We start from the raw sequence: 23,629 nt of genomic DNA on the forward strand, positions 1-23,629 counted from the left end.
TTCCGCAGCAGCTACGCTAAAATAAAGCCTTACCCTACTGTTTTTCTTACGCTATTTTGCAGCCTGCATCGCCTATCTTTCGCCCTTCCCTCGCTTTGAGCGCAGTTTGACCCGCTGTATGAATCCGCCTAAAAAAGTCTTTATCAAAACCTTTGGTTGCCAGATGAACGAGTATGACTCATCACGCATGTTGGATATGCTGCATGCAGCCGAAGGCATGCAAACCACGGAAAACCCCGAAGAAGCCGACGTTATCCTGCTCAATACCTGCTCTGTACGCGAAAAGGCGCAGGAAAAAGTGTTCAGCCACCTTGGCCGCTTCGGCCCGCTCAAGGAAAAGAACCCCAACCTGGTGATTGGCGTAGGCGGCTGCGTTGCCAGCCAAGAAGGCGAAAGCATCGTTGCCCGCGCTCCATATGTGGATGTCGTCTTCGGCCCGCAAACCCTGCACCGCCTGCCGGACATGATCCAATCCAAGCGCAAGACTGGCATTGCACAGGTGGACATCAGTTTCCCCGAGGTGGAAAAATTCGACCACCTACCGCCGCCGCGCGTGGAAGGCGCAGCGGCTTTTCTCTCCATCATGGAGGGCTGCAGCAAATACTGCACGTTCTGCGTCGTGCCATATACGCGCGGAGACGAGGTATCGCGCCCATTTGACGACATCCTCACTGAGGCGATCCAGCTTGCTGAGCAAGGTGTCAAGGAAATCACCCTCCTCGGACAAAACGTCAATGGCTATCGCAGCCAAACAGCTGAGGGTGAAGCTGCCGACCTAGCCCTATTGCTCGAGTATCTCGCGGAAATCCCCGAGATCGAACGCATCCGCTATACCACCTCGCACCCGAACGAGATGACGCCTGCCTTGATAGACTGCTATGCGCGCATCCCCAAGCTGGTGTCGCACCTGCATCTGCCGGTGCAGGCCGGGTCAGACCGCGTGCTCATGAACATGAAGCGCAACTACACCGCCTTGCAGTACAAATCCGTCATTCGCAAGCTGCGTGCGGCAAGGCCGGATATCTGCATCACGTCCGACTTCATCATCGGCTTCCCCGGTGAAACCGAGCAAGATTTTGCCGCCACCATGAAACTGATGCGTGATGTGGGCTTTGATTTCAGCTTCAGCTTTACCTACAGCCCCCGCCCAGGCACACCTGCCTCTTACCTGCCCGATGAATGCAGTGCCGATGAAAAACAAGAACGCCTCCTACGCTTGCAAGCGCTCAATGAAGAACAGGGCAAAGCCATTAGCCAGGCCATGGTTGGCAGTGTGCAACGAGTACTGATCGAAAGCGTCTCTGTCAAGAGTACCAGCGAGCTTGCAGGGCGTACCGACAATAACCGCATCGTCAATTTCCCCGGCGATGCGACACTAATCAACCAATTCGTCAATGTACGAATTACCGAGGCAGCCTCGCATACCTTGCGCGGCGAGCTGATATAGGACTGCCTGTGGAGCTTACCTTACACCCTGAAGACAACCTGCGCCTGGCCAATCTGTGCGGTGCGCTGGATGAAAACCTCAAACAGATAGAAGATGCACTGGATGTCGGTATCTCGCGACGTGGCGCGTATTTCCGCTTCTCTGGTGCGTTGGGCAACACTCGGCTGGCTGCCCAACTGGTTGAAAACTATTACGAACGGGCAGGCAAACCCATCAGCCTAGAGGAAATCCAATTGGGCTTGGTGGAGCTTGATCGCCTACCTGCCGACCAGGTTGCCACCCCCATGCCTACACTGATGACGCGCCGCCAAGATTTACATGGCCGCACACCGCGCCAGGTTAGCTACTTGCAGCAAATTCAGGATTTCGATATTACTTTCGGCATCGGCCCTGCAGGCACGGGCAAAACTTATCTCGCCGTCGCCAGCGCGATTGACGCCATGACGCGAGACCGCGTCAAGCGCATCGTCCTAGTGCGCCCTGCTGTGGAAGCGGGCGAGCGACTTGGCTTTTTGCCCGGCGACCTTTCGCAGAAAGTCGACCCTTACCTGCGCCCACTTTACGATGCGCTATACGACTTAGCCGGCTATGACTCGGTCAACAAGATGTTCGAGCGCGGTGCGATTGAGGTTGCCCCACTGGCTTATATGCGCGGTCGCACCCTGAACCAGAGCTTCATCATCCTGGATGAAGCCCAGAACACAACGCCAGAACAGATGAAGATGTTCCTCACCCGCATCGGCTTCGGCACCAAGGCGGTGATTACCGGCGATGTCACCCAGATCGACCTCGCACGCGGCCAGAAAAGCGGCCTGGTAGAAGCGCAAAAAGTGCTCAAGGATGTACGCGGTATTGCCTTCTCACAATTCCTTTCAGAAGACGTCGTGCGCCACCCCTTGGTACAAAAGATCATCAATGCCTACGAGCGCTACGATAGCGAGCGCCATGCACAACCCAATTCCACCAAGCCTGAAGCAAGCAGGGAATAAGTCATGCCCAAGCTCGCCATGAGCGTGCAATACGCCACCGAAAGCAACAACAGCGTCCCCAGCGAGAAGCAATTCCGCAAATGGGCGCGGACCACCTTGCGCGTAGATACCGAAGCGACCTTGCGCATCGTTGACGAGGAAGAAGGACGCACGCTCAATCGTGATTATCGTGGTAAAGACTACGCGACCAATGTACTGACATTTCCGCTGACGGAAGAACCCTGGCTGATCGGCGACATTATTCTTTGTGCTCCAGTGGTGGAAAAGGAAGCTCAAGAACAAGGCATCAGCCTAGAAGCGCATTATGCACATCTCACCGTGCATGGCATACTGCACATGCACGGCTACGACCACGAAGAAGAGGCGCAGGCGGAACTGATGGAGTCGATAGAATCCTTCATCATGGTGCAGCTTGGCTATGTCGACCCTTATTTATCAGAAAAACAGAAGTCTTAACCCATCATCATGGCAGAACCCGACAAACGTAGTTCCAACGACAAACCACACTGGCTGGAACGCCTGACCAACTTCCTGCTACGCGAACCAGAAGACCGCGAGCAACTCATCGAACAACTCCACACTGCCTACGAAAACAGCCTCCTTGATGCCGACGCCCTTTCCATGATCGAGGGGGTACTACAGGTTTCCGAGATGCAGGTGCGCGACATCATGATCCCGCGCTCGCAAATGGATGTCATCGACATCACTGACCCGCCTGAGAAATTCATCCCCTTCGTCATTGAGGCTGCACACTCGCGCTTCCCAGTGATTGACGAAAACAAGGATGACGTCATCGGCATCCTGCTCGCTAAGGATCTACTGCGCTTCTACAGCGGCAAGGATTTTGACGTACGCGAGATATTGCGCCCCGCCGTCTTCATCCCAGAATCCAAGCGCCTGAATGTGCTCCTGAAGGAATTCCGCAGCAATCGTAACCATATCGCTATCGTTGTTGATGAGTACGGCGGTGTCGCGGGCATGGTGACGATTGAGGATGTGCTGGAGCAGATCGTTGGTGACATCGAAGACGAATTTGACGAAGACGAAAACGAAGACAACATTATTCAGGATGCGCATGGACGCTATCGCGTCAAAGCACTGACCGAAATTGCCGACTTCAATGAGATTCTTGGTACCTCACTCAGCGATGAAGAGTTTTCTACCATTGGCGGCTTGGTCGTCAGCAAATTCCAGCACATGCCCAAGCGCGGTGAGGAAGTAAGCTTCGATGATCTCAACGTCACAGTACTACGCGCGGATAGCCGACGCGTCTACTCTCTACTTATTGAAATCACTCCGCCAACACACACGGAAAATGAGATATAGAAAGTTACAAATTCAGCTATAACACCTTGTTGAATCAGGAACTTTAGATCAAAACACTTATCAAAATAGACTGATACCCTCGATAGGGAGTAACGTGATGCGCATCGTGTGGCTTACCCTGTTGTTACCGCTATTTTCTTCCCCGGTGTTGGCAGAGGAGCATCAACCTCAGTCAAACACACCTATACCGACTGCTGAAACTGAGTTTATCGAGAACATCCATCAGTTTGACAAAGCCTCCATCATTGCCCAGTTTGGCGAGCCCGCTAGCAAGAAGGATTATCATCGTCCAGGTACTGATGAACTGATGGCCTCGGTCTGGCAATACCATTACATCAATACCGACTTAGCAGGCAGCTATTACCAGACCACCGAACTCGATTTCGTCGGTGACAATGTCGTGATGGTAGTTTTCATGAACCATGATGGCAAGGACGCCGCCGCACCCAGCCACTTCACACCTGATCTTTAGATCGAATGCCCATTCAATAAAAAAGCCGGAATCAATCCGGCTTTTGCTTTATCGGGAAAATAATCTCTAGAATTCGGTCCACTCATCTCCTGCGACCACAGCCGCTGCACCCGCCCCTGCATTGCCCACTGCTTTAACAGTAGAGGCAACCAGTTTAGGCTTGGGCTTATGCACAGCCACAGGCTTTGGTCGCGGTTTCGGCGCATGCTCAGTCACGGTTCGAGCTTGCCCACCGTTCACCTTGAACACACTCACCAATTGCTCCAACTTGTTGGATTGATCCTGCATTGCCTGTGAAGCAGCCGCAGCTTCTTCCACCAGCGCGGCATTCTGCTGTGTAACCTCATCCATTTGCACCACAGCTTGGTTGATCTGCTCAATACCGGTACTTTGCTCCGCACTTGCAGCGCTGATTTCACTGACGATATCTGTTACTCGACGTACGCTTTCCACCACTTCGCTGATCGTCGCTCCAGCCTGTGCCACCAGCTTGCTACCAGCTTCCACACTCTCGACCGAATCTGTTATCAAGCCTTTAATTTCCTTGGCCGCATTGGCAGAGCGTTGCGCCAAATTCCGCACCTCACTTGCTACCACCGCGAATCCACGCCCCTGCTCTCCTGCACGCGCGGCCTCTACCGCAGCATTCAATGCCAAGATATTGGTCTGGAAGGCAATACCATCAATCACTCCGATGATGTCAGATATCCGTTTGGAAGACTCGGTGATAGTGCCCATTGTGCTAATCACCTGATCCACCACTTGCCCACCTTGCACTGCCACACTGGAAGCACTAACAGCGAGCTGGTTAGCCTGCCTTGCATTATCAGCATTCTGCTTCACGGTAGAGGTCAACTCTTCCATGGCAGACGCCGTTTCCTCCAGTGAACTGGCCTGCTCCTCGGTGCGGGATGACAAATCCAGATTGCCATTGGCAATTTCACCTGCACTGGTTGCAATAGACTCTGTCCCATGCCGGACATCGGCCACAATCTTGGCCAAGTTATCATTCATCTTGCCCAATGCTTGTAATAACTGGCCAATTTCATCCTTGGAGCTCGCCTTGACCGTTGCCGTCAGATCGCCTGATGCCACCGTCTCTGCCAACTTCACTGCATCCGCAATCGGGCGGGTAATGCCTTGGGAAAGACGCAACGCGCTGAATATACCTACACCCAAAGCAATCGCCCCCAATATCAGGAACCATAAACTACTGGAGTTTTTCACATCCTGTATCTGATTACCGGCAGCATCGATAACACCCCGCTCAAAAGCAACAAAATCCTCAATCGCGGCAAAATAAACCTCACGCGCTGGCAGGAGTTCCATCCTGATCCTTTGCTCCATGGTGGCAGCATCAATTGCCCGCTGGTCACGCAAGTTCATCAGCTCATCTCGGCGGCTGGCGAATGCCTTGAATTTTTCCTGGACATCAGCGAACTTGAGTTTAGCTTCGGGGTTGGAAATAGAGGACTCCAGCTTTCGACTCAGTTCGTTATTGATCTCGACTGTCTCTGCAATCTGCTTTTTATACATGTCCACCATGACAGCGTCCTGCATCATCAATGCCGCATAAATGCGGATGCCATTCTGCTTCACATTTGATAGCCACTCTTGTGCCAGTCGCTCTTTTGGCAATTCGTCCGCCGTCACCTGCTTCGCAGTCTTGCCCACGACAGAGAGTTGCATTACGCCCATCCCAACGATGCTTATCAGCAAGAACAAAATGACTGCAAACCCCGCGCCTAATCTCGTTCCCACCTTCCAATCCGAAAATTTCATGCTATGACTCCCATTCTTTTCATATCGCTGGCGCACATTATCAACACAGCATTTAGCAAATGCTTGCCGGTACTCCCTGCATCAATACCATTTCGCCCTCATGTAGCAAACTGATAAGCGCTAAGTTATTTACTAACCCCATCACCAGGCTCATGCAGTCTCTCAATTGGGAACGACGAAAAAGTCGTAATCTTTAATCCCGCCACTGCAATAAAGCAGGCATCCGCCCGTCACGGGCAATAAAAAAGGCGATGAAAACATCGCCTTAGATCACGTACAGAATGAGGATTATTTTTTCAATGCATCACGAATATCACGCAACAGCAGGATATCTTCCGGCGTAGCCGCTGGCGCAGGCTCTTCAGCTGTCTTAAGCTTATTGATCGCACGAATCAGCAGGAACACAGCAAACGCCACAATGAGGAAACTAACGACGGCATTAATGAACAAACCATAATTCAGCGTCACGGCACCCGCAGCATGAGCTGCTGCTACCGAGGCGTAGGGAGGCGCAACTTCAGCGCCATCCTTGAGCACAATAAACAAGTTGCTGAAATCCACGTTACCGAGCAACAACCCAATCGGCGGCATGATCACATCATCCACCAGAGATTTCACGATAGAGCCAAAAGCCGCGCCGATGATGATACCCACCGCCATGTCGACCACATTGCCGCGCATCGCAAACGCTTTGAATTCTTTAAACATATTATCTCCCATCAAAAACAGCCAGTTTGAGTAGCGCATGCATGCCGCATGCCTGATACCAGTTCGAGCCGCTATAATGCAATAAACAGCAAACTCCCGTCCAGTTTACTACCCCCGAGGCTTACTTGAAACTTCCGCGCTTAGGCTTAGCTCATTTCCTTGCCCTGCTTGCAGGCGCATTCAGCGTCATTGGCTTTGCGCCTTTCTATGCTTACCCAGCCACGATCGCCGGGATAGCGGGCCTGATTTACCTGTGGCATAAATCTGCAACTCCGGCGCAAGCCTGGTGGCTAGGCCTGGCGTTCGGGCTAGGCTTGTTTGGAGTCGGCATCTACTGGATCTATATCAGCCTGCATGATTTTGGCGGCATGCCCGCAGCCATGGCAGTATTCGCTACCGTCATGCTGAGCCTGTTCCTGGCCCTGTTTCCCGCCGCTACTGGCTGGGCAGCCCAGAAACTAGGCAAGCTATGGCTCAGCATCCCGATATTATGGGTATTAAGTGAATGGGTAAGAGGCTGGATATTCACCGGATTTCCCTGGTTGCTATCAGGTTATTCGCAAATCCCTGGTAGCCCCTTGGCTGGCTTTGCCCCTGTGTTGGGCATCCATGGTGTATCAATAGCCACCGTTATCAGCGCCAGCCTGCTTGCTTCGATTGTCTTGCATAGGCAACAGCACGTGATGATGGCACGCAGTGCCTCCTTGCTGATCGTGCTATGGCTCGCCGGTGGGCTATTGAAGCTGCCGCAATGGAGCACACCTACAGGAGCACCGATTTCCGTTGCCTTGCTACAAGGCAATATTACGCAGGACCTTAAATGGGAAAACCAGACGCTACGCGAAACCCTGCAACGCTACCTGGACATGACCCTGCAAACCCAGGCAAAACTCATCATCCTGCCCGAAACCGCCTTCCCGCTAATTTCCAGCCAGTTGCCAGCTGACTACCTGCAACAATTGGCTGACCATGCACGGCAACAAGGCGGCGACATCCTCATTGGCACAGTTGAACATGAGCATGATCAGTTTTACAACAGCATGCTGAGCCTGGGCACCTCGCCGCAACAAGCCTACCGCAAGACCCACCTGGTGCCTTTCGGTGAATTCATTCCGCTGAAAAAAGTGTTTGGCTGGGTCTATGAAAACTGGCTGGACATCCCGCTCACTGATATGTCGCGCGGCGGTTTCCAGCAACGTCCGATGCACATTGCTGGGCAATCCGTTGCGATCAATATTTGTTACGAAGACGTATTTGGTGAGGAAATCATCCTGCAATTGCCCGAGGCTGGCCTATTGGTGAATACCAGCAACGATGCCTGGTATGGCGATTCGTTCGCTGCCTACCAGCATTTGCAGATTGCCCAAGCCCGCGCCATAGAAAGCGCGCGCATGATGCTACGCGCCACCAATACTGGCGCCACCGCCATTATCCGGCCCGATGGCACGCTGGCAGCCCATGCCCCCCACTTCACCACCATGATATTGGAAGGTGAAGCACAGAGTTATCAGGGTACGACACCTTATGTCCGCTGGGGTAACTGGCCAATATTGGTGCTCTTATTTACGGCACTGGGTCTTTTATGGCGCTATCGCGCCCGGCCTTTTGCCGCGCCCTAAAAAGAAGTAAAATCAAGCCCTTTTGCACGCTTTGCTTACGCGATGAACTATTGGCCATCACACACGCTAAAGCGCGCTAACAAACCCAATTCAGACAAATAGTTAATACAACATGCTGACTTTTCAACAGATCATCCTGACCCTGCAGCAATACTGGGACAAACAGGGCTGCGCGCTGCTGCAACCCTATGACATGGAGGTGGGGGCTGGTACTTCACATACCGCCACCTTCTTGCGCGCACTTGGCCCGGAGCCATGGAAAGCCGCCTATGTACAGCCCAGCCGCCGCCCCAAGGATGGCCGCTATGGTGAGAACCCAAACCGCCTGCAACACTATTACCAGTTCCAGGTGGTGCTCAAACCCGCGCCCGACAATATCCTGGAGCTGTACCTGGGCTCACTGGAGGCATTGGGCTTCGATCTGAAGAAAAACGACATCCGCTTCGTTGAGGACGATTGGGAAAATCCAACGCTGGGTGCTTGGGGCCTGGGCTGGGAAGTCTGGCTCAATGGCATGGAAGTCACGCAATTCACTTATTTCCAGCAAGTGGGAGGCATCAACTGTCGCCCCATCACAGGGGAAATCACCTATGGTCTGGAGCGCCTGGCCATGTACCTGCAAGGCGTAGAAAACGTCTACGACCTGATTTATTCCAAGGGTATTAATGGCGCGCCTGATCTCAAATACGGTGATGTTTTCCACCAGAACGAGGTGGAGCAATCCACATATAACTTCGAACACAGCGACGCTGATTTCCTGTTCACCGCCTTCAATGCCCACGAAAAGAAGGCGCAGGAACTCATGGAGCACAAGCTTGCACTACCAGCCTATGAGCAAGTGCTCAAAGCAGCCCATACCTTCAACCTGCTGGACGCTCGCGGTGCGATTTCTGTCACCGAGCGTGCTGCTTATATCGGCCGCATCCGTAATCTGGCACGCGCCGTTGCTGCAAGTTATCTCGACAGCCGTGCCCGCCTCGGCTTCCCGATGGCGCCCAAGGAATGGGCAGATGAAGTATTGGCAGAACTGGCAAAGAAAGCAGCAGCATGAGCAACCTACTCGTAGAATTATTCGTTGAAGAACTGCCTCCCAAGGCCCTGAACAAACTGGGACAAGCATTTTCCCAAACCCTGTTCGATAGCTTGCAGACCCAAGGGTTGACTGCCGCCAGTTCAGCCATTACCCCTTATGCATCGCCGCGCCGCTTGGCAGTGCATATCACCGATGTTGCCGCCAAGGCTGATGACAAGGCTGTAGCACAGAAGCTTATGCCAGCAAGTGTAGGCCTGGATGCTGACGGCAACGCTACACCTGCATTATTGAAAAAACTGGCTGCACTGGGTGCAGATGCTAGTGTAGTCAATCAACTTAAACGCGAGCACGATGGCAAGGCAGAAGTGCTGTTTCTTGACCTCACCGTTGCCGGAGCCACCTTGCCCGAAGGCTTGCAGAAGGCATTGGATGAAGCGATTGCCAAGCTGCCTATCCCCAAGGTGATGACTTATCAACTGCAAGATGGCTGGAGCAACGTCAACTTTGTACGTCCGGCGCATGGCTTGGTCGCATTGCATGGCAGCGAGATTATCCCGCTCAACACCCTGGGCTTGACCGCTGGCAACCAAACCCAAGGCCATCGTTTTGAAGCCACACAAAACCCCATCATGCTGCGCAATGCTGATAGCTACGCTGAGCAATTACAGCAAGATGGTGCCGTGATTGCCGGGTTCAAGGAACGCCGCGACGAGATTACACGTCAGCTGGAAGCCGCTGCCAGCAAACTCCATCTGCGCCCGATCGAAGATGAAGCTTTGCTGGACGAAGTCACTGCCCTAGTTGAGCGCCCCAATGTGTTGGTCGGCCAGTTTGAAGCCGAATTCCTTGCGGTACCGCAAGAATGTCTGATCTTGACCATGAAGGCTAACCAGAAGTATTTCCCGCTACTGGATGCGCAAGGCAAGCTCACTAACCAGTTCCTCATTGTCTCCAACATCAGCCCGGCCGACCCCAGCGCCGTCATCGGTGGCAATGAGCGTGTGGTGCGCCCACGCCTGGCCGATGCCAAGTTCTTCTTCGAGCAGGATCGCAAGAAAACCCTGGAGTCACGTATTCCCGGCCTGGGCAAGGTGGTTTATCACAACAAGTTGGGCTCGCAGGGCGAGCGCATCGCCCGCGTTAGCGGTATCGCCAACCTGATCGCCACCGCACTTGGTGACCCTGCACTTGCAGCGCAAGCCTCACAAGCAGCACAGCTAGCCAAGGCTGACCTCGTCACAGATATGGTGGGGGAATTCCCCGAGCTACAAGGCATCATGGGACGTTACTACGCCCAGCACGAAGGCTTGAGTGACGACATCGCCTATGCCATTGAGGATCATTACCGGCCGCGTTTTGCTGGCGACGAGTTGCCACGCAATCGCGTTGGCCTGGTTGTCGCGCTAGCTGACAAGCTGGAAACCCTGGTCGGCATGTTCAGCATTGGTGAAAAACCAACAGGCGAGAAAGATCCATTTGCGCTGCGCCGCCATGCGATTGGCATCCTGCGCCTGCTCAATGATGGCAATATTGCGCTTGGGCTAGATACCCTGCTGGCACAAGCCCTGTCAGTGTTCCAGCACCAGTTTGACCGTGACGCCACCTTACAGGCACTGGATGAATTTATCTATGACCGCCTGGCAGGTAATCTGCGCGATGCAGGCCATAGCGCACAGGAAGTCGAGGCAGTGCTGGCCTTGAAGCCGCAATTGATCGCAGATATTTTCAAGCGCCTCAATGCCGTGCAAGCCTTTGCAGCGCTAACCGAGGCTCCCAGCCTGGCGGCCGCTAACAAGCGTGTCGGCAATATCCTCAAGAAAGCAGAAGGAATTATCGAACCCAACATCAACCCTGCCTTGTTGCAGGAAGATGCAGAGCGGGCATTGGCACAAGCCCTGGGGCAAGTACAGCCACAGGCACAGCAAGCCTTTGCCGCTGGTAACTATACCGAGTCACTCAAGGCACTGGCAGCGCTAAAGGCCCCTGTGGATGCCTTCTTTGATCATGTTATGGTCAATGCCGACGACCCAGCCTTGAAGTCCAACCGCCTGGCTATGCTTGCCACCTTGCACCAGGCCATGAATCAGGTAGCCGATTTGTCCAGGCTCGCGGCATAATCGTGTCATTGCAGCCTAAGCGGGAACCATCATGAAACTTGTCATTCTTGACCGTGACGGGGTGATCAACCACGACAGTGCCCAATTCATCAAGAGTCCGGACGAATGGAAGCCCATCGCTGGCAGCCTAGAGGCTATCGCCCTGCTCAATCAACGCGGCTACCGCGTGGCGCTAGCCACCAACCAGTCAGGCATCGGGCGTGGCCTGTTCGACATGGCGACGCTCAATGCCATTCACGACAAAATGCACAAAGCACTCGCGCAGTTCGGCGGTCGCATTGATGCATTGTTTTATTGTCCGCATGCTGCCGATGCCAACTGCAATTGCCGCAAGCCAAAATCCGGCATGATAGAAGAAATCAGCAAGCGCTTCGGCATGGACCTCAAAGGCGTTCCCAGCGTGGGAGATTCGCTGCGCGACCTCCAAGCCAGCGCCGCTTTCGGTGCGCAAACCATCTTGGTACGCACCGGCAAAGGCGAGAAAACCCTGGCTGCCGGTGGCATGCCCGATAACACCTGGGTCTGCGACGACCTGGCCGAGGCTGCGCGCCGCATTACTACCGAACTTGGTTAATCCATGATTTATATTCGATCGTTTCTTTATGCAGTCGGGATGTGGATATTCACCCCTATATTCACCACACTCTCACTACTCACATTTCCCTTACCACGCCGAACCCGCTACATCCTCATCAGCGGCTGGGCACGCAGCATGCTCTGGTGGCTACGCATCACCTGCGGTTTGCGCTACCGGGTGATTGGTCGCGAGAATATTCCAGACCACCCCAGCGTTATCCTCTGCAAACACCAATCCGCCTGGGAAACCCTGGCACTGCAACAGATTTTCCCGCCGCAGGTCTGGGTGCTTAAGCGTGAGTTACTGTGGATTCCCTTTTTTGGCTGGGGTTTGGCACTCACCTCCCCGATCGCAATTAACCGTGCTGCCGGACGAGAAGCGCTCAAGCAATTGGTCGCCAAGGGTAAGGAGCGCCTGCAACAAGGATTCTTTGTCGTGATTTTCCCCGAAGGCACCCGCGTCGCTCCAGGTACTCGCGGAAAATACCACATTGGTGGTGCCTGGCTGGCGACTCATAGCAAGAGCACAGTGGTTCCCGTGGCACACAACGCGGGGGAATACTGGGGCAAAAACTCCTTCCTCAAGCGCCCAGGCACAATTACGCTAAGCATAGGCAAGCCTATTGAAACAGCAGGCATCAAGGCTGATGCGCTCAATCAACGTGTCGAGGATTGGATAGAACAGGAAATGTTGTTGCTGGACCGCAAATAATGCAGCACACCCTAGCATTACCCAATGGGGAGAACATCCCCTACCTGCTTGAGCGCCGCGCCCGGCGAACGATTGGCATGAAGATCACGACAGATGGCCTGGTTGTGCATGCCCCCTTACGGATCCGCCAGGCTGACCTTGAGGCCTTGCTTCGTAGTAAAGCCCGCTGGATCAGCACCAAGCTCAAGGCCAGGCAAGCTGCCACCTTGCCTGCATTCAGTTGGCAAGATGGTGCAGAGCTGCAATTACTTGGCCAGCCACTCATCTTGCGTATCCTCCCATCCACACGCAATAGCCAGCCCAAGCGTGAGGGCAATACCTTACAAATTGCGACGAGCAACATCCATGACCAAGTCATGATCGCACGCAAGGTCATTCATTGGCTGCAAAAAGAGGCCATGCTGGACTTTGCTAGGCGTCTGCACATTCTGGCTGCCAAACTTGGCGAACCAACGCCCGCTCTCTTTCTCTCTAATGCGAAGACTCGATGGGGCAGCTGCAACTCCAGGCGTGAGGTCAGGCTGAACTGGCGCTTGATACAGGCGCAACCTGCATTAATTAATTATGTCATCGCGCATGAGCTTGCTCATTTACGCGAGATGAATCACTCCGCACGCTTCTGGGCTGTTGTCGCCAAGATTTACCCGGACTATCCAGCCGCAGAACAAGGCTTGAAGGACTGCTCTCAAGCCCTGTATCGCCTTGGCTAAGCCAAGCGCTCTGGCCAACTCAGCGCTTGTGTTCCTCCATCAGCCTTTAAATTCTTGCTGCCTTTATTGTTGCATATAAAAATAAACAATCTTATACTGCGTGACATGCAACTAACAAAATTCACCGATCTTGGCTTACGCGTATTGATGTACGTTTCCCAATATGAACGCGACAAGCCTATCACCATCAGTGAAATCGCCACGCAATTCAATATTCCGCGTAATCACCTGATCAAGGTCGTCACCTTTCTCAATAAAACTGGCTGGATTCAGACAACACGCGGCCCCAATGGTGGCTTGCGCCTTGGCATCAACCCAGCCTCATTGCGCCTTGGGCAGGCAATCCGAATACTGGAAGGCAGCACTTCGCTGGTGAACTGCCAGGAGCCGCCCTGCCCACTCAAAGGTCAATGCGGCCTCAAGCATGCCCTGGACTTAGGATTGAATGCTTTTTACGAACACATGGACACCTATACCCTCGCAGACGTGATCCACGACCATACCGCCGATGTAATCATCAGGCTACAGCAACATCATTTGGCCGAGTTACATTGATCATGGATAGAAAAAAACTGTGCGATTGATCGCTTTTTTTCTGCATTAATTGTTTCATTTTATATACAACATAAGGAGCCACTATGCTTTCTGCCACCGCCCGCCCATATATTGAAGCCAGCGTCCCAGTGTTACGCGAGCACGGCCTGACGATCACCAAGGCCTTCTATCAGAATATGCTGGGTAGCCACCCAGAACTGCAGAACCTGTTCAATATGGGCAACCAGGCCAGCGGCATCCAGCAACAGTCGCTGGCGTCTGCCGTGTTTGCTTATGCTGCCAATATCGACAATCCTGCTGCACTGGCCCCCGTGGTTAAACGCATCGTGCACAAACATGCCGCCGTAGGTATCAAGCCTGAACACTACCCCATTGTCGGCGAACACTTGCTGGGGGCTATCAAGCAGGTACTGGGAGATGCTGCGACGGATGAATTGCTAGCGGCATGGGGCGAGGCTTATTGGTTGCTGGCGAACCTACTCATTGAGGAAGAAAAGACGCTCTACGCCACGACCGCCACCACGGCAGGCGCGTTAATGCCACTCAAGGTTGCCCGCAAAGTATTTGAGTCAGAACATATTGTTTCAATTTACTTGCAACATCCAGATGGCCGTAAGCCTGGAGATTTTCTGCCTGGACAATACGTCAGCGTAGAAATGCAGTTTGACGAAGGTCGTTGCAAACAACTTAGACAATACAGCTTGTCGGATTCCACAGCAGCACCATGGTGGCGCATCTCAATCAAGCGTGAGCAAGATACGGGCAAACCACAAGGCCGCCTCTCCAATTGGCTACATGATGAGGTCGAAGTCGGCGACTTGTTGCAGGTGACACCTGCATTTGGCGACTTCGTGTTAGACCCTATCGCGAGCGAACAACCACTGGTATTGCTCTCCGCGGGCATCGGCATTACCCCTATGCTATCCATGCTCAATACCGTCCGCGACTTGGCACCACAGCGCCCAGTGTTCTTCGCTCATGCCACACGTAGCCCAGCTTGGCAAAGCCATGGGTTAGATTTGCAAGAAACCAAGAGCCGCATGTCCTCACTCTCGACAGCTTTATTCTATGAAACGCTAGAAGGTGCTCATGGTGGCATAGGTGGTGTACATCAGGGACTGATGGATATCACCACTTTATGGCCGCAAGTTTTACAAACGGCAGATATCTACATGTGTGGCCCACTCGGGTTCATGCAGGCACAACGCACACAATTACTTAATGCTGGCGTGGAACCACAGCGCATACATCGGGAAGTATTTGGACCCGACCTGCTGGATCACTTGCTTTAAGATTGTAAAAAACTCAGGTATTAAATTGACATCATCGGCGGGAACAATCCTGCCGATGCTTTGATGATGACACCTAGTCAGGCGAAGCTGATAGGCATGGCAGTATCACCGCCTTGATGGGCCTCACGCAAGCATTGCTTGGCGCAACTGGCACATTGACCACACTCGGTAGCCACGCCCAATTCACGCCTCAAGTCCTTGAGACTGCTGGCTCCATCCCGGGCGGCCTGCAGAATTTGGCGATCAGTAACAGCACGACACACACAGACGTACATATGAAGCGACCAGATACTTTCTCTTGCTAAATCAAGATGCGTTAACAAACGATAACCATTATCGTTTTTAAGTCATTTACTTGTCAAGAAAAATTCCTGCCCAGCGTATCATCCCGATCTCACTCGCGCGTGCATAAAAAAACCGCAGGGTAAGCTGCGGTTTTTCAGAAAAATAGGGGCAATCTCAGTCTGCCACTTCCATATGCGTTTGCAGATAGTTGGGCAATGTTACATCGGCAATCAGGCTGTGCTGAGTTTCCAACCAATCAATGGCGGCCTCGCTTTTTTCCAACAACTCTTCCAGCAAGTCGCGGCTGACATAATCTTGGAGCTCTTCGCACAACGCAATAGCCTCGATCAACAAGGGACGATGAATTTCCCTCTCATACTTGAGATCGCCCTGCAAGCATTCCACGACATTTTCACCAATCAGCAATTTGCCGAGGTTTTGTAGATTAGGCAAACCATCCAGGAACAGAATACGCTCAATCAACTCATCCGCTTCTTTCATCACGCGAATGGATTGCTTGTATTGGTAGTCGTTGAGCTTTTCCAGGCCCCAGTTACGGAACATACGGGCATGCAGGAAGTATTGATTGATGGAAGTCAACTCATTCTTCAGCACCTTGTTCAGGATGTCGATTATCTTTTTATCGCCCTTCATCACTTTCTCCTTATACAGATGCCGCGTCAGAACCCATCTGACTTTGCAGGTAATTTTCCAAGCCAACCATCCCAATCAGGCGTAATTGTTTTTCAAGCCAGTAGGCATGATCAACTTCTGTATCATCCAGTTGCAATAGCAACATGTCGCGCGTGACATAGTCACCCGTCTTTTCGCATTGCGCCATGGCAGCCTTGAGATCACTCACCACCTTGTATTCCAGTGCCAGATCAGATTTGAGCATCTCGGTCACGGTTTTTCCTGTCGTCAGGCCATGACGCTTCTCCAGATTAGGCTTACCCTCCAAGAACAAGATACGCTGAATGATGGCACGCGCATGCTGACGCTCATGGTCGGATTCATGCAAGGTTTTCTGCGCTAGATGCCCAAGGCCAAAATCCGCATACATCTCGCCATGCAGCAGGTATTGATCCACTGCCGTTAGCTCCCCTGCCAGCAATTCATTCAGGGTATCAATGATTTTTTTATCGCCTTTCATCGCGCACTCCATAAGCGGTTTCTTAATGGAAGGCATCATACCCAAGGCATGAATAAAAAGATAGCAATATTTTATATAAATTATTGATTTTTAATGATTTTATAAAGAAAAATACCAACAAGAATCATTCTTCGTATTAGCCGAAAACAAGTCACTTTCGCGACAGGGGCAAGAGAACATACCGCAGCAGGTGGAAAGCTACGCTATCGCAAGCGCAATGCGTTGAGGATGACGATCAAGGAGCTGACAGACATACCAATGGCCGCCATCCATGGTGCGATCAAGCCAGTGGCGGCAAATGGCAATGCCACGGCGTTATATACCAATGCCCAAGTAAAGTTTTGGCGTACTACACTGACGGTAAATCGACCGGTCACCAGGGCATGCTCTATCTCTTGCAGGCTCTCACCCAGCAGTACGATATCCCCAGAAGCCCTTGCCATTTGCGTGCCGTTACCCATAGCAAACGATACCTGGGCACCAGCCAATACCGGGGCATCGTTGATGCCATCACCTACCATCGCCACGACATCGCCACGCTGCTGCATATCGCGCAGGGCCGCCAACTTGCCTTCTGGCGTCAAGCCTGCCTGCCAATCGCCAATTCCCGCGACAGCAGCAAAGTGCTGTACGCTGGAGGCCGTATCCCCACTCAATATTGACACGGCAATCTTGCGCGCCTTGAGATGATCAATCAGCGCAGTGACACCTGGCCGCATAGTATCGGCCAACACAAATGCTGCCAGCAACTGCTGCGCATCACTCAACCATACAATACTGGCTCCCGGCTCCAGGCCTGCAATCTCCGGATAGATCAATGTAGAATTGAGCGCCATGTTGCCAATAAAGTAGCGCTGGCCAAGCACTTCTCCACTCAAGCCACGCCCAGGCTGATTATTGGCCTCCAGCACGATAGAACGCTCTGCGGCAGGTACGGCATCCGTGAAACTACGCGCCAGCGGATGCTCCGAGGCCTGCTCCAGGCTTGCCGCAATACGCAGCATCTCACTGGCATCCGCGCCTTGATAGGTAATGATATTGGTAATACGCGGATGCCCCATGGTCAATGTGCCCGTCTTATCGAACACCACATGCGTGACCCTAGCCAGCGATTCCAGCGCATGGCCCCGTGTCAACAATACCCCGCGACCAACCAAATGTGACCCGGCGGCGGCAAATGCCGCAGGTGCCGCTAACGATAACGCGCATGGGCAACTGACGACCAGCACCGCCAGGATAATTTCAAAACAACGCTCAGGCGCAATCCACCACCAAGCCAACCCGATCACGATGACAGCCAGTAAGAGAACGCTGGTGAAATAGACGGCCACTTGATCTGCCACTCTTGCCAGTCGTGGCTTTTCAGCCTGCGCCCTATCCAGAAGGCGCGCAATGCCTGCAATCACCGTTTGCTCACCGAGGCCTGTGATCTTTATCTGTAGCGGGCTTTCATAATTGACGCTGCCAGCATAGACATAAGTCCCAGGCTGCTTGGGAACCGGATGGCTTTCGCCGGTCAGCAGGGCTTCGTCCACCTGGCTTTCGCCTTGTGTTACGACACCATCCCCGGCAATGGCCTCTCCCGGCTTGATTAACAAGGTGTCTCCCATGCGCAAATCATGTAAAGGCACAATACTCGCTTGCTGCTGCTCATCCAGCCTGGTAGCCATGGGAGGAATCAGGCGATGCAGGTTTTCTGCCGCCTCTACAGATTTTTCGCGCGCATGCCGCTCCAGATAGCGTGTCGCCAATAGAAAGAAAATCAGCATGGTCAGCGTGTCGTAATAGACGATACCCTGCCCCTGGAACGTCACCCAGACGCTGCCAATAAAACCAGTCACTAGGCCTAGGCTGATCGGCACATCCATGCCTACGGTACGATGCGTGATGCTGCGCCAGGCTGACTGATAAAAAGGCCAGGCTGAATAGATCATCGCTGGCAGGGTCATCACCAAGCTGAACCAGCGCAGCAATTGTTCGGTGGCGGGCTCCAGACCTTGTGCAGGTCCAGCATAGAATGCAACCGCCACCATCATAACTTGTGCGGCAGACAGGCCCGCAATCGCCAATCGGCGAAAATCCTGCCGACGTTGTTGCTCACGCACGGCTTCTTGTTGCTGAGCGCTGAATGGATGGGCGTGATAGCCCAATTTACGTATCTCTGTCAGGATATGGCTCAGGCGGATTTTGCGGTCATCCCAACGTACTCGCGCGCGATGGGACGAGTAATTGATGGAAGCGGATACAACGCCATCTAACTGCTGTAAATGACGCTCGTTAAGCCAGATGCAAGCTGCACAGGTAATGCCTTCCAGAATCAGCGAGGCTTCCAATACATCACCAGACTCATCATGCACAAAGCTTTTCTGCACTTCTGGATGATCATAGAGTTCAAGCTGGCGTAGCTCTTCAGGCACCAATTCATCAGCAGTTTTGGGCAGCTCGGTACGATGCTGGTAATAGCTTTCCAAGCCATTCTCAACAATAGATTCCGCCACAGCCTGGCAACCATGGCAGCACATCCGTCGGCGCTCACCCAGGATGCTAGCGTGGAAATGACTGTTGCCTGGAACAGGCAACCCGCAATGGTAGCAAGCTGCCTCCATGTCCTGCGGCTTATTCATCGCCGATGAATAGCGACTCCTGCTTGCGATAGCGTTGGTCACCCTGCTTGACTAACACCTCGGCAACCCAGCGGCCCGAGTCGGGTAGCAGCACATCTGCCGCATACTCGCCCCCAGCCTGCTCTACAAGCGGGTAAACCTTGTCATCACGGCTATTGGCCATGCGCCAGAAATTCAGCGTGACTTCGGCCTGCGTCACGGCATTGCCATGCTCGTCGCGCACTTGCACCGACATCTGCTGCTGCTTGCCTGGGCTCAAGGTATCCGCACCAATCAACTTTAATTGCCAGCCTAAAGCCTGCTGCTGCTGCAATTGCTCAAGATGGGGTTGATAACTCTTGTTGCGGTCATGAGGCATGATGCCAGGAAAGGCAGTATGCACACGCTGATTCTCCGGACTGGGTAAGAACATGGAGGTCAGGCTTTGCGGCAAGCCACGTCCAGCGACAGACAGTAAGATAGCATTGGAAATCACCAAGCAGATAAAGAAGCCAATAATGATTTTAGGCCCCCAATGCATGGTTTGCTTGTTCTGTTTCATGCTACCAAACACGCCCATCAAGCCGGCATTCGCCAAGAACACCGCAAAGTGGATGGCCAGCACATCGCCCCCTGCCCAATGCTGGGTGCTATAGACGATATACAGGACAAACGGAATAGCACCACTGAGCACAGCGGCCCAGAAATTGGCAACCCTGAGAACACGCAGCAGGAAGTAAAGCCCAATGGCAGAAATCAGGCCGCCGAACAAGGTTTCGGCGATGGATAACACAGGAATCAGCTTAAGCATGTATCAATGACTATTGAAATTAGTTTTCACCACAACGGGCTCGGCATCTGCGATCGTCGGGATAATGACAAACGAGAACTCTTTAGTATTACGCGCGATTTCGCTGGCTAGGTCAACCTTGGCATTCAAGCTCAAGCTCTTACCTGCACGCACGCGGATTTCCGGGATATTGCCAAGATCTAGCGCAGCCGCAGGAATACCCTGCACCTTGAGCTCATAACGTTGCTCAAACTCAGTCTTGTTGGCGATATTGATCTGGTAACGATTGCGCACACTACCATCAGACAACATGACAAATAGCGGCTGCCTGATTTGCTGCACATTCGCCTCGGTATCATTGCGAGTGCCAATGTTGTAGAACAAGATGATTGTGGCCACCACTAGTGCTGAAGCGTATCCCAATACCTTCGGACGCTTCCACTCTAGGCGCGGCTTGTGCGGCACGGGACTAGCGATATTCTGCTCGGAATCATAACGGATCAGACCTCGCGGAGAACCGATGGAGTCCATAATGTTATTGCATGCATCAATACACAGGCCACAAGAGATACATTGATACTGCAAACCATCGCGTATATCGATACCCGTTGGGCAAACCTGTACACAAAAACCACAGTCAATACAATCTCCATGCCCTGCTGCTTGACGCTCCTCGCGTGTACGCAAGCCCTTGGCAGGCGCCTTGCGGCCAGCGCTACCTTCCCCGCGCCGCGTATCATAGGCAACAGCCAGCGTATCCTGCTCATACATCACACCCTGGAACCTGGCATATGGGCAAGCCAATGTACAAATGTGCTCTCGTGACAAACCCGCAGCGACATAAGTCGTGATGGTCAGGACAATGACCGTGATATATCCGGCTTCAGCAGCCGTGCCGCTGAACAAGCGTGGTATGAAATCGGGGGCATAGGTGAAATAACAGGCAAACGTCACCCCAGTCCAGAACGAAATCAGTATCATCAGCCCATGCGAGCTACCCATCTTGAGGATTTTCTCGACGTTCCAAGGCTGCTTTAGCAAGCGCAAGCGTGCAGGACGCTCTCCCTGGATCATGCGCTCAATCATGATGAAAAGATCTGTCCACAAGGTCTGGAAGCAGAAATAGCCGCACCATGCCCTACCGATCAAGCCTGTAGTAAAGAATAACAATGCGGCAGCAATGAATAACAGCACGGCCAGCCAGAAGATATCCTGTGGATACACTACCAAGTTGAAAATGAAGAAACGACGTGATTCCAGGTCAAATAACACTGCCTGGCTTGCGGCGCTGTTGCGCGACCACGGCAACCACGGCAACAGGAAATACACTGAATAGGCAATCACCATCACCGCGGTCTTGAAGGTACGGAACTTACCTTTCACCGAACGCGTGACAATCGGGATCTGCCGGTTTAGAAGCGGGGATTTGTTAGTACTGCTGGTCGAACTGGTTGCTTCCATAACGCTGGTGACACATCACCCCTCAAAAATGCAACTCTCCAAGAAATAAAGGCCCACGCAACCGTGAGCCTTTATTCAAACTCCATCCGCCTTAACGGCCACCACCTAGGCTGTCATGCACATAGACAGTCAAGAGCTTGATTTGTTCTGGCTTCAAGCGACCACCCCAGGCTGGCATGACACCACGATCCAAACCAGCAGTAATGACACGCTTAACTTCAGCTAACTTGGCTTCTTGACCAGTCTTGCCACCCACATCAGCCCAGAGCCAAATCTTGTCTGTCAGGTTAGCGGAACCCATCTGGGTATTGCCCTTGGCATCGGCACCATGGCAATAGTAGCAACCAGCTTCCTCACTCTTGAACAACTGCGCACCAGCTGTTGCCTGGCTCGCATCGTGAGGCTCGCCAGACAAGCTCAATACGTAATTGGCAAGTTGGGTAATTTGCTGCTCGTTCAGCACTTCCTTGAACGCAGGCATGAAACCGCGACGTCCATGGTCAATGGTCTGATTGATTTCAGCGTAAGTACCGCCAAACTGCCAATGGTCATCGGTCAGGTTAGGAGAAAAACCAATCTTGCCCTGGCCGCCAGACTGATGGCAAGGCGCGCAGTTATCAGAAAACAATGTCTTACCCGCAGAGTTCACGAACTGCATCAACTCAGCATCCTTGGATACGTCCTCAAAGGGCATCGCAGCTACCTTGTCGAACCATTGCTTCTGGGTTGCTTGCATCTCGTTCATTTCATGCATGAACTTGGCACGCATGTTCCAGTGAGAAGTCTTCTCCACTTCCTTGCCATCCACCGTAGTAGCAGTATAGGTAATGGTATGCAGCCCCGGAACCCCCTTGGTGAACTTGTCGCCAATCGGCCATGCTGGATAGAGCAACCAGTAAACCACTGTAAAAATGAAAGTAATGTAAAAACCCCAAATCCACCACGACGGCAACGGGTTGGTGTACTCCTCAATCCCATCCCAGCTATGGCCAGTGGTTTTTGGTGTTGTCGTAGTAGCCTTATCCTGACTCATAATGCTTTCCTAACTAGATTTCGTCATCTTGCAGCGGAATATTCTTGTGGCTTTCCAGCCTCTCGCCACGCTTTTTGCTTCCGAAGACATAGAACAAGATGCCGCAGAACACGAGGAAGAAAATCGCCAAGGACAAAGGCTTGGTGTTTTCGAAACGAGTGAACCATAGCAACCATTCCATCGTCTTTACCCCTTAGCGGAACTTGACGAAATAATCGTCATCGTATTTCTTGAAATCAACCATGGTACCCAGCACCTGCAAGTAGGCCACCAAGGCATCCATTTCGGTGATATTGCTAGGGTCGGTATCATAATTACCCAATTGCGCCTGGGCGACCAGATTCTTCTCTGCATCAGGGATGTGCAACTGCTTAGCGACAGTCTCACCGAACTCCTTCACATTGCGCTCGTACTCCACCTGGCTGTTGGAGTAAGGAACACCAACACGACGCAAAGCCTTCATCCGATCCTGGATATCGTCGTACTTGAGTTCGTTACTTGCCAGCCATGGGTAGTTAGGCATCACAGACTGGGGTACCAGCGAACGTGGCGCAATCAAATGCTGTGTATGCCAATCATTGGAATACTTGCCGCCAACACGTGCCAAGTCTGGACCGGTACGCTTGGAGCCCCATTGAAACGGATGGTCATACTTGGACTCAGCAGCCAGGGAATAGTGACCGTAACGCAATGCTTCATCACGGAAAGGGCGAATCATCTGCGAATGGCAGAGATAGCAACCTTCACGGGTATAAATATCACGGCCGCGCTGCTCAAGAGGGGTATAAGGGCGCACGCCTTCCACCTTTTCCACTGTCTCCTTGATGAAAAACAGTGGGATGATCTCCACCATGCCGCCTGCACTAATGGCCAGCATGGTAAACACCAGCAAGATACCTAGGTTGCGCTCAATTTTGTCATGCTTCATGAATAACTCCAGTAACTCGTCTTTACAATCAAGCGCCG

Annotated in this window: 24 protein-coding genes; 13 read left to right on the forward strand and 11 right to left on the reverse strand. The window is 52.7% G+C overall.

Annotated elements, in window-relative coordinates:
- Window positions 1-118 precede the first annotated feature (118 nt).
- From miaB to LG202_RS08210, 5 genes are all read left to right on the forward strand, one after another.
- Window positions 119-1,447, forward strand: a complete 1,329-nt coding sequence (miaB, locus tag LG202_RS08190; RefSeq protein WP_230347894.1) for a tRNA (N6-isopentenyl adenosine(37)-C2)-methylthiotransferase MiaB — start codon at window positions 119-121, stop codon at window positions 1,445-1,447.
- 8 nt (window positions 1,448-1,455) lie between these two features.
- Window positions 1,456-2,436, forward strand: a complete 981-nt coding sequence (locus LG202_RS08195; protein WP_230347895.1) for a PhoH family protein — start codon at window positions 1,456-1,458, stop codon at window positions 2,434-2,436.
- Window positions 2,437-2,439: 3 nt separating this feature from the next.
- Window positions 2,440-2,892: an rRNA maturation RNase YbeY gene (gene ybeY, locus LG202_RS08200; protein WP_230347896.1), complete on the forward strand. Its 453-nt coding sequence runs from the start codon at window positions 2,440-2,442 to the stop codon at window positions 2,890-2,892.
- A gap of 9 nt (window positions 2,893-2,901) precedes the next feature.
- A complete protein-coding gene (locus LG202_RS08205) occupies window positions 2,902-3,762 on the forward strand; it encodes an HlyC/CorC family transporter (protein ID WP_230347897.1) in 861 nt (286 codons plus the stop codon).
- Between the two features lie 97 nt (window positions 3,763-3,859).
- The gene (locus tag LG202_RS08210; RefSeq protein WP_230347898.1) at window positions 3,860-4,234 is read left to right on the forward strand and encodes a hypothetical protein; all 375 of its coding nucleotides are present in this window, start codon (window positions 3,860-3,862) and stop codon (window positions 4,232-4,234) included.
- Window positions 4,235-4,300: 66 nt separating this feature from the next.
- On the opposite strand, the gene LG202_RS08215 is transcribed toward LG202_RS08210, so the two are convergent.
- Window positions 4,301-6,016 (reverse strand): methyl-accepting chemotaxis protein, encoded by a 1,716-nt coding sequence (locus LG202_RS08215; protein WP_230347899.1) that lies wholly within the window; start codon window positions 6,014-6,016, stop codon window positions 4,301-4,303.
- 288 nt (window positions 6,017-6,304) lie between these two features.
- Entirely contained in the window at window positions 6,305-6,724 is a 420-nt protein-coding gene (gene mscL / locus LG202_RS08220) for a large conductance mechanosensitive channel protein MscL (protein WP_230347900.1), read from the reverse strand.
- 125 nt (window positions 6,725-6,849) lie between these two features.
- On the opposite strand from mscL, the gene lnt reads away from it, so the two are divergent.
- The 8 genes from lnt to hmpA all read left to right on the forward strand — a co-directional run bounded on the left by lnt (window position 6,850) and on the right by hmpA (window position 15,338).
- Entirely contained in the window at window positions 6,850-8,343 is a 1,494-nt protein-coding gene (lnt, locus tag LG202_RS08225; RefSeq protein WP_230347901.1) for an apolipoprotein N-acyltransferase, read from the forward strand.
- Between the two features lie 112 nt (window positions 8,344-8,455).
- Window positions 8,456-9,394: a glycine--tRNA ligase subunit alpha gene (glyQ, locus tag LG202_RS08230; protein ID WP_230347902.1), complete on the forward strand. Its 939-nt coding sequence runs from the start codon at window positions 8,456-8,458 to the stop codon at window positions 9,392-9,394.
- A complete protein-coding gene (gene glyS, locus LG202_RS08235) occupies window positions 9,391-11,493 on the forward strand; it encodes a glycine--tRNA ligase subunit beta (RefSeq protein WP_230347903.1) in 2,103 nt (700 codons plus the stop codon). Before glyQ ends, glyS begins: the two co-directional genes overlap by 4 nt.
- Window positions 11,494-11,524: 31 nt before the next feature.
- Window positions 11,525-12,067 (forward strand): D-glycero-beta-D-manno-heptose 1,7-bisphosphate 7-phosphatase, encoded by a 543-nt coding sequence (gene gmhB / locus LG202_RS08240; protein ID WP_230347904.1) that lies wholly within the window; start codon window positions 11,525-11,527, stop codon window positions 12,065-12,067.
- Window positions 12,068-12,070: 3 nt separating this feature from the next.
- On the forward strand, window positions 12,071-12,781 hold the full coding sequence (locus tag LG202_RS08245) for a lysophospholipid acyltransferase family protein (protein ID WP_230347905.1): 711 nt from the start codon (window positions 12,071-12,073) through the stop codon (window positions 12,779-12,781).
- Complete coding sequence (locus tag LG202_RS08250; protein ID WP_230347906.1) at window positions 12,781-13,491, forward strand: M48 family metallopeptidase; 711 nt, start codon at window positions 12,781-12,783, stop codon at window positions 13,489-13,491. The genes LG202_RS08245 and LG202_RS08250 overlap by 1 nt, the downstream gene beginning before the upstream one ends.
- A 105-nt stretch (window positions 13,492-13,596) precedes the next feature.
- A complete protein-coding gene (locus LG202_RS08255; protein ID WP_230347907.1) occupies window positions 13,597-14,046 on the forward strand; it encodes an RrF2 family transcriptional regulator in 450 nt (149 codons plus the stop codon).
- An 83-nt stretch (window positions 14,047-14,129) separates the two neighbouring features.
- Window positions 14,130-15,338, forward strand: coding sequence for an NO-inducible flavohemoprotein (hmpA, locus tag LG202_RS08260; protein WP_230347908.1), 1,209 nt, complete (start codon window positions 14,130-14,132; stop codon window positions 15,336-15,338).
- 77 nt (window positions 15,339-15,415) lie between these two features.
- Here the strand turns inward: hmpA and LG202_RS08265 are convergent, their stop codons facing one another.
- The 9 genes from LG202_RS08265 to ccoO form a co-directional block, all read right to left on the reverse strand.
- Complete coding sequence (locus LG202_RS08265; protein ID WP_230347909.1) at window positions 15,416-15,613, reverse strand: (2Fe-2S)-binding protein; 198 nt, start codon at window positions 15,611-15,613, stop codon at window positions 15,416-15,418.
- 184 nt (window positions 15,614-15,797) lie between these two features.
- Window positions 15,798-16,277 (reverse strand): bacterioferritin, encoded by a 480-nt coding sequence (gene bfr, locus LG202_RS08270; protein WP_230347910.1) that lies wholly within the window; start codon window positions 16,275-16,277, stop codon window positions 15,798-15,800.
- A 10-nt stretch (window positions 16,278-16,287) separates the two neighbouring features.
- Window positions 16,288-16,776: a bacterioferritin gene (bfr, locus tag LG202_RS08275; RefSeq protein WP_230347911.1), complete on the reverse strand. Its 489-nt coding sequence runs from the start codon at window positions 16,774-16,776 to the stop codon at window positions 16,288-16,290.
- Between the two features lie 203 nt (window positions 16,777-16,979).
- Window positions 16,980-19,400 carry a heavy metal translocating P-type ATPase gene (locus tag LG202_RS08280; RefSeq protein ID WP_230347912.1) on the reverse strand — a complete coding sequence of 807 codons (2,421 nt, stop codon included), beginning with the start codon at window positions 19,398-19,400 and terminating at the stop codon, window positions 16,980-16,982.
- Window positions 19,393-20,190: a FixH family protein gene (locus tag LG202_RS08285; RefSeq protein WP_230347913.1), complete on the reverse strand. Its 798-nt coding sequence runs from the start codon at window positions 20,188-20,190 to the stop codon at window positions 19,393-19,395. The genes LG202_RS08280 and LG202_RS08285 overlap by 8 nt, the downstream gene beginning before the upstream one ends.
- A 3-nt stretch (window positions 20,191-20,193) precedes the next feature.
- Window positions 20,194-21,630: a cytochrome c oxidase accessory protein CcoG gene (gene ccoG, locus LG202_RS08290; RefSeq protein WP_230347914.1), complete on the reverse strand. Its 1,437-nt coding sequence runs from the start codon at window positions 21,628-21,630 to the stop codon at window positions 20,194-20,196.
- Between the two features lie 91 nt (window positions 21,631-21,721).
- Complete coding sequence (gene ccoP, locus LG202_RS08295; RefSeq protein WP_230347915.1) at window positions 21,722-22,663, reverse strand: cytochrome-c oxidase, cbb3-type subunit III; 942 nt, start codon at window positions 22,661-22,663, stop codon at window positions 21,722-21,724.
- A gap of 13 nt (window positions 22,664-22,676) precedes the next feature.
- Window positions 22,677-22,844 (reverse strand): cbb3-type cytochrome c oxidase subunit 3, encoded by a 168-nt coding sequence (locus tag LG202_RS08300; protein ID WP_230347916.1) that lies wholly within the window; start codon window positions 22,842-22,844, stop codon window positions 22,677-22,679.
- 12 nt (window positions 22,845-22,856) lie between these two features.
- Entirely contained in the window at window positions 22,857-23,591 is a 735-nt protein-coding gene (gene ccoO, locus LG202_RS08305; protein ID WP_230347917.1) for a cytochrome-c oxidase, cbb3-type subunit II, read from the reverse strand.
- Window positions 23,592-23,629 lie beyond the last annotated feature (38 nt).

Source organism: Methylobacillus methanolivorans, assembly GCF_054588515.1.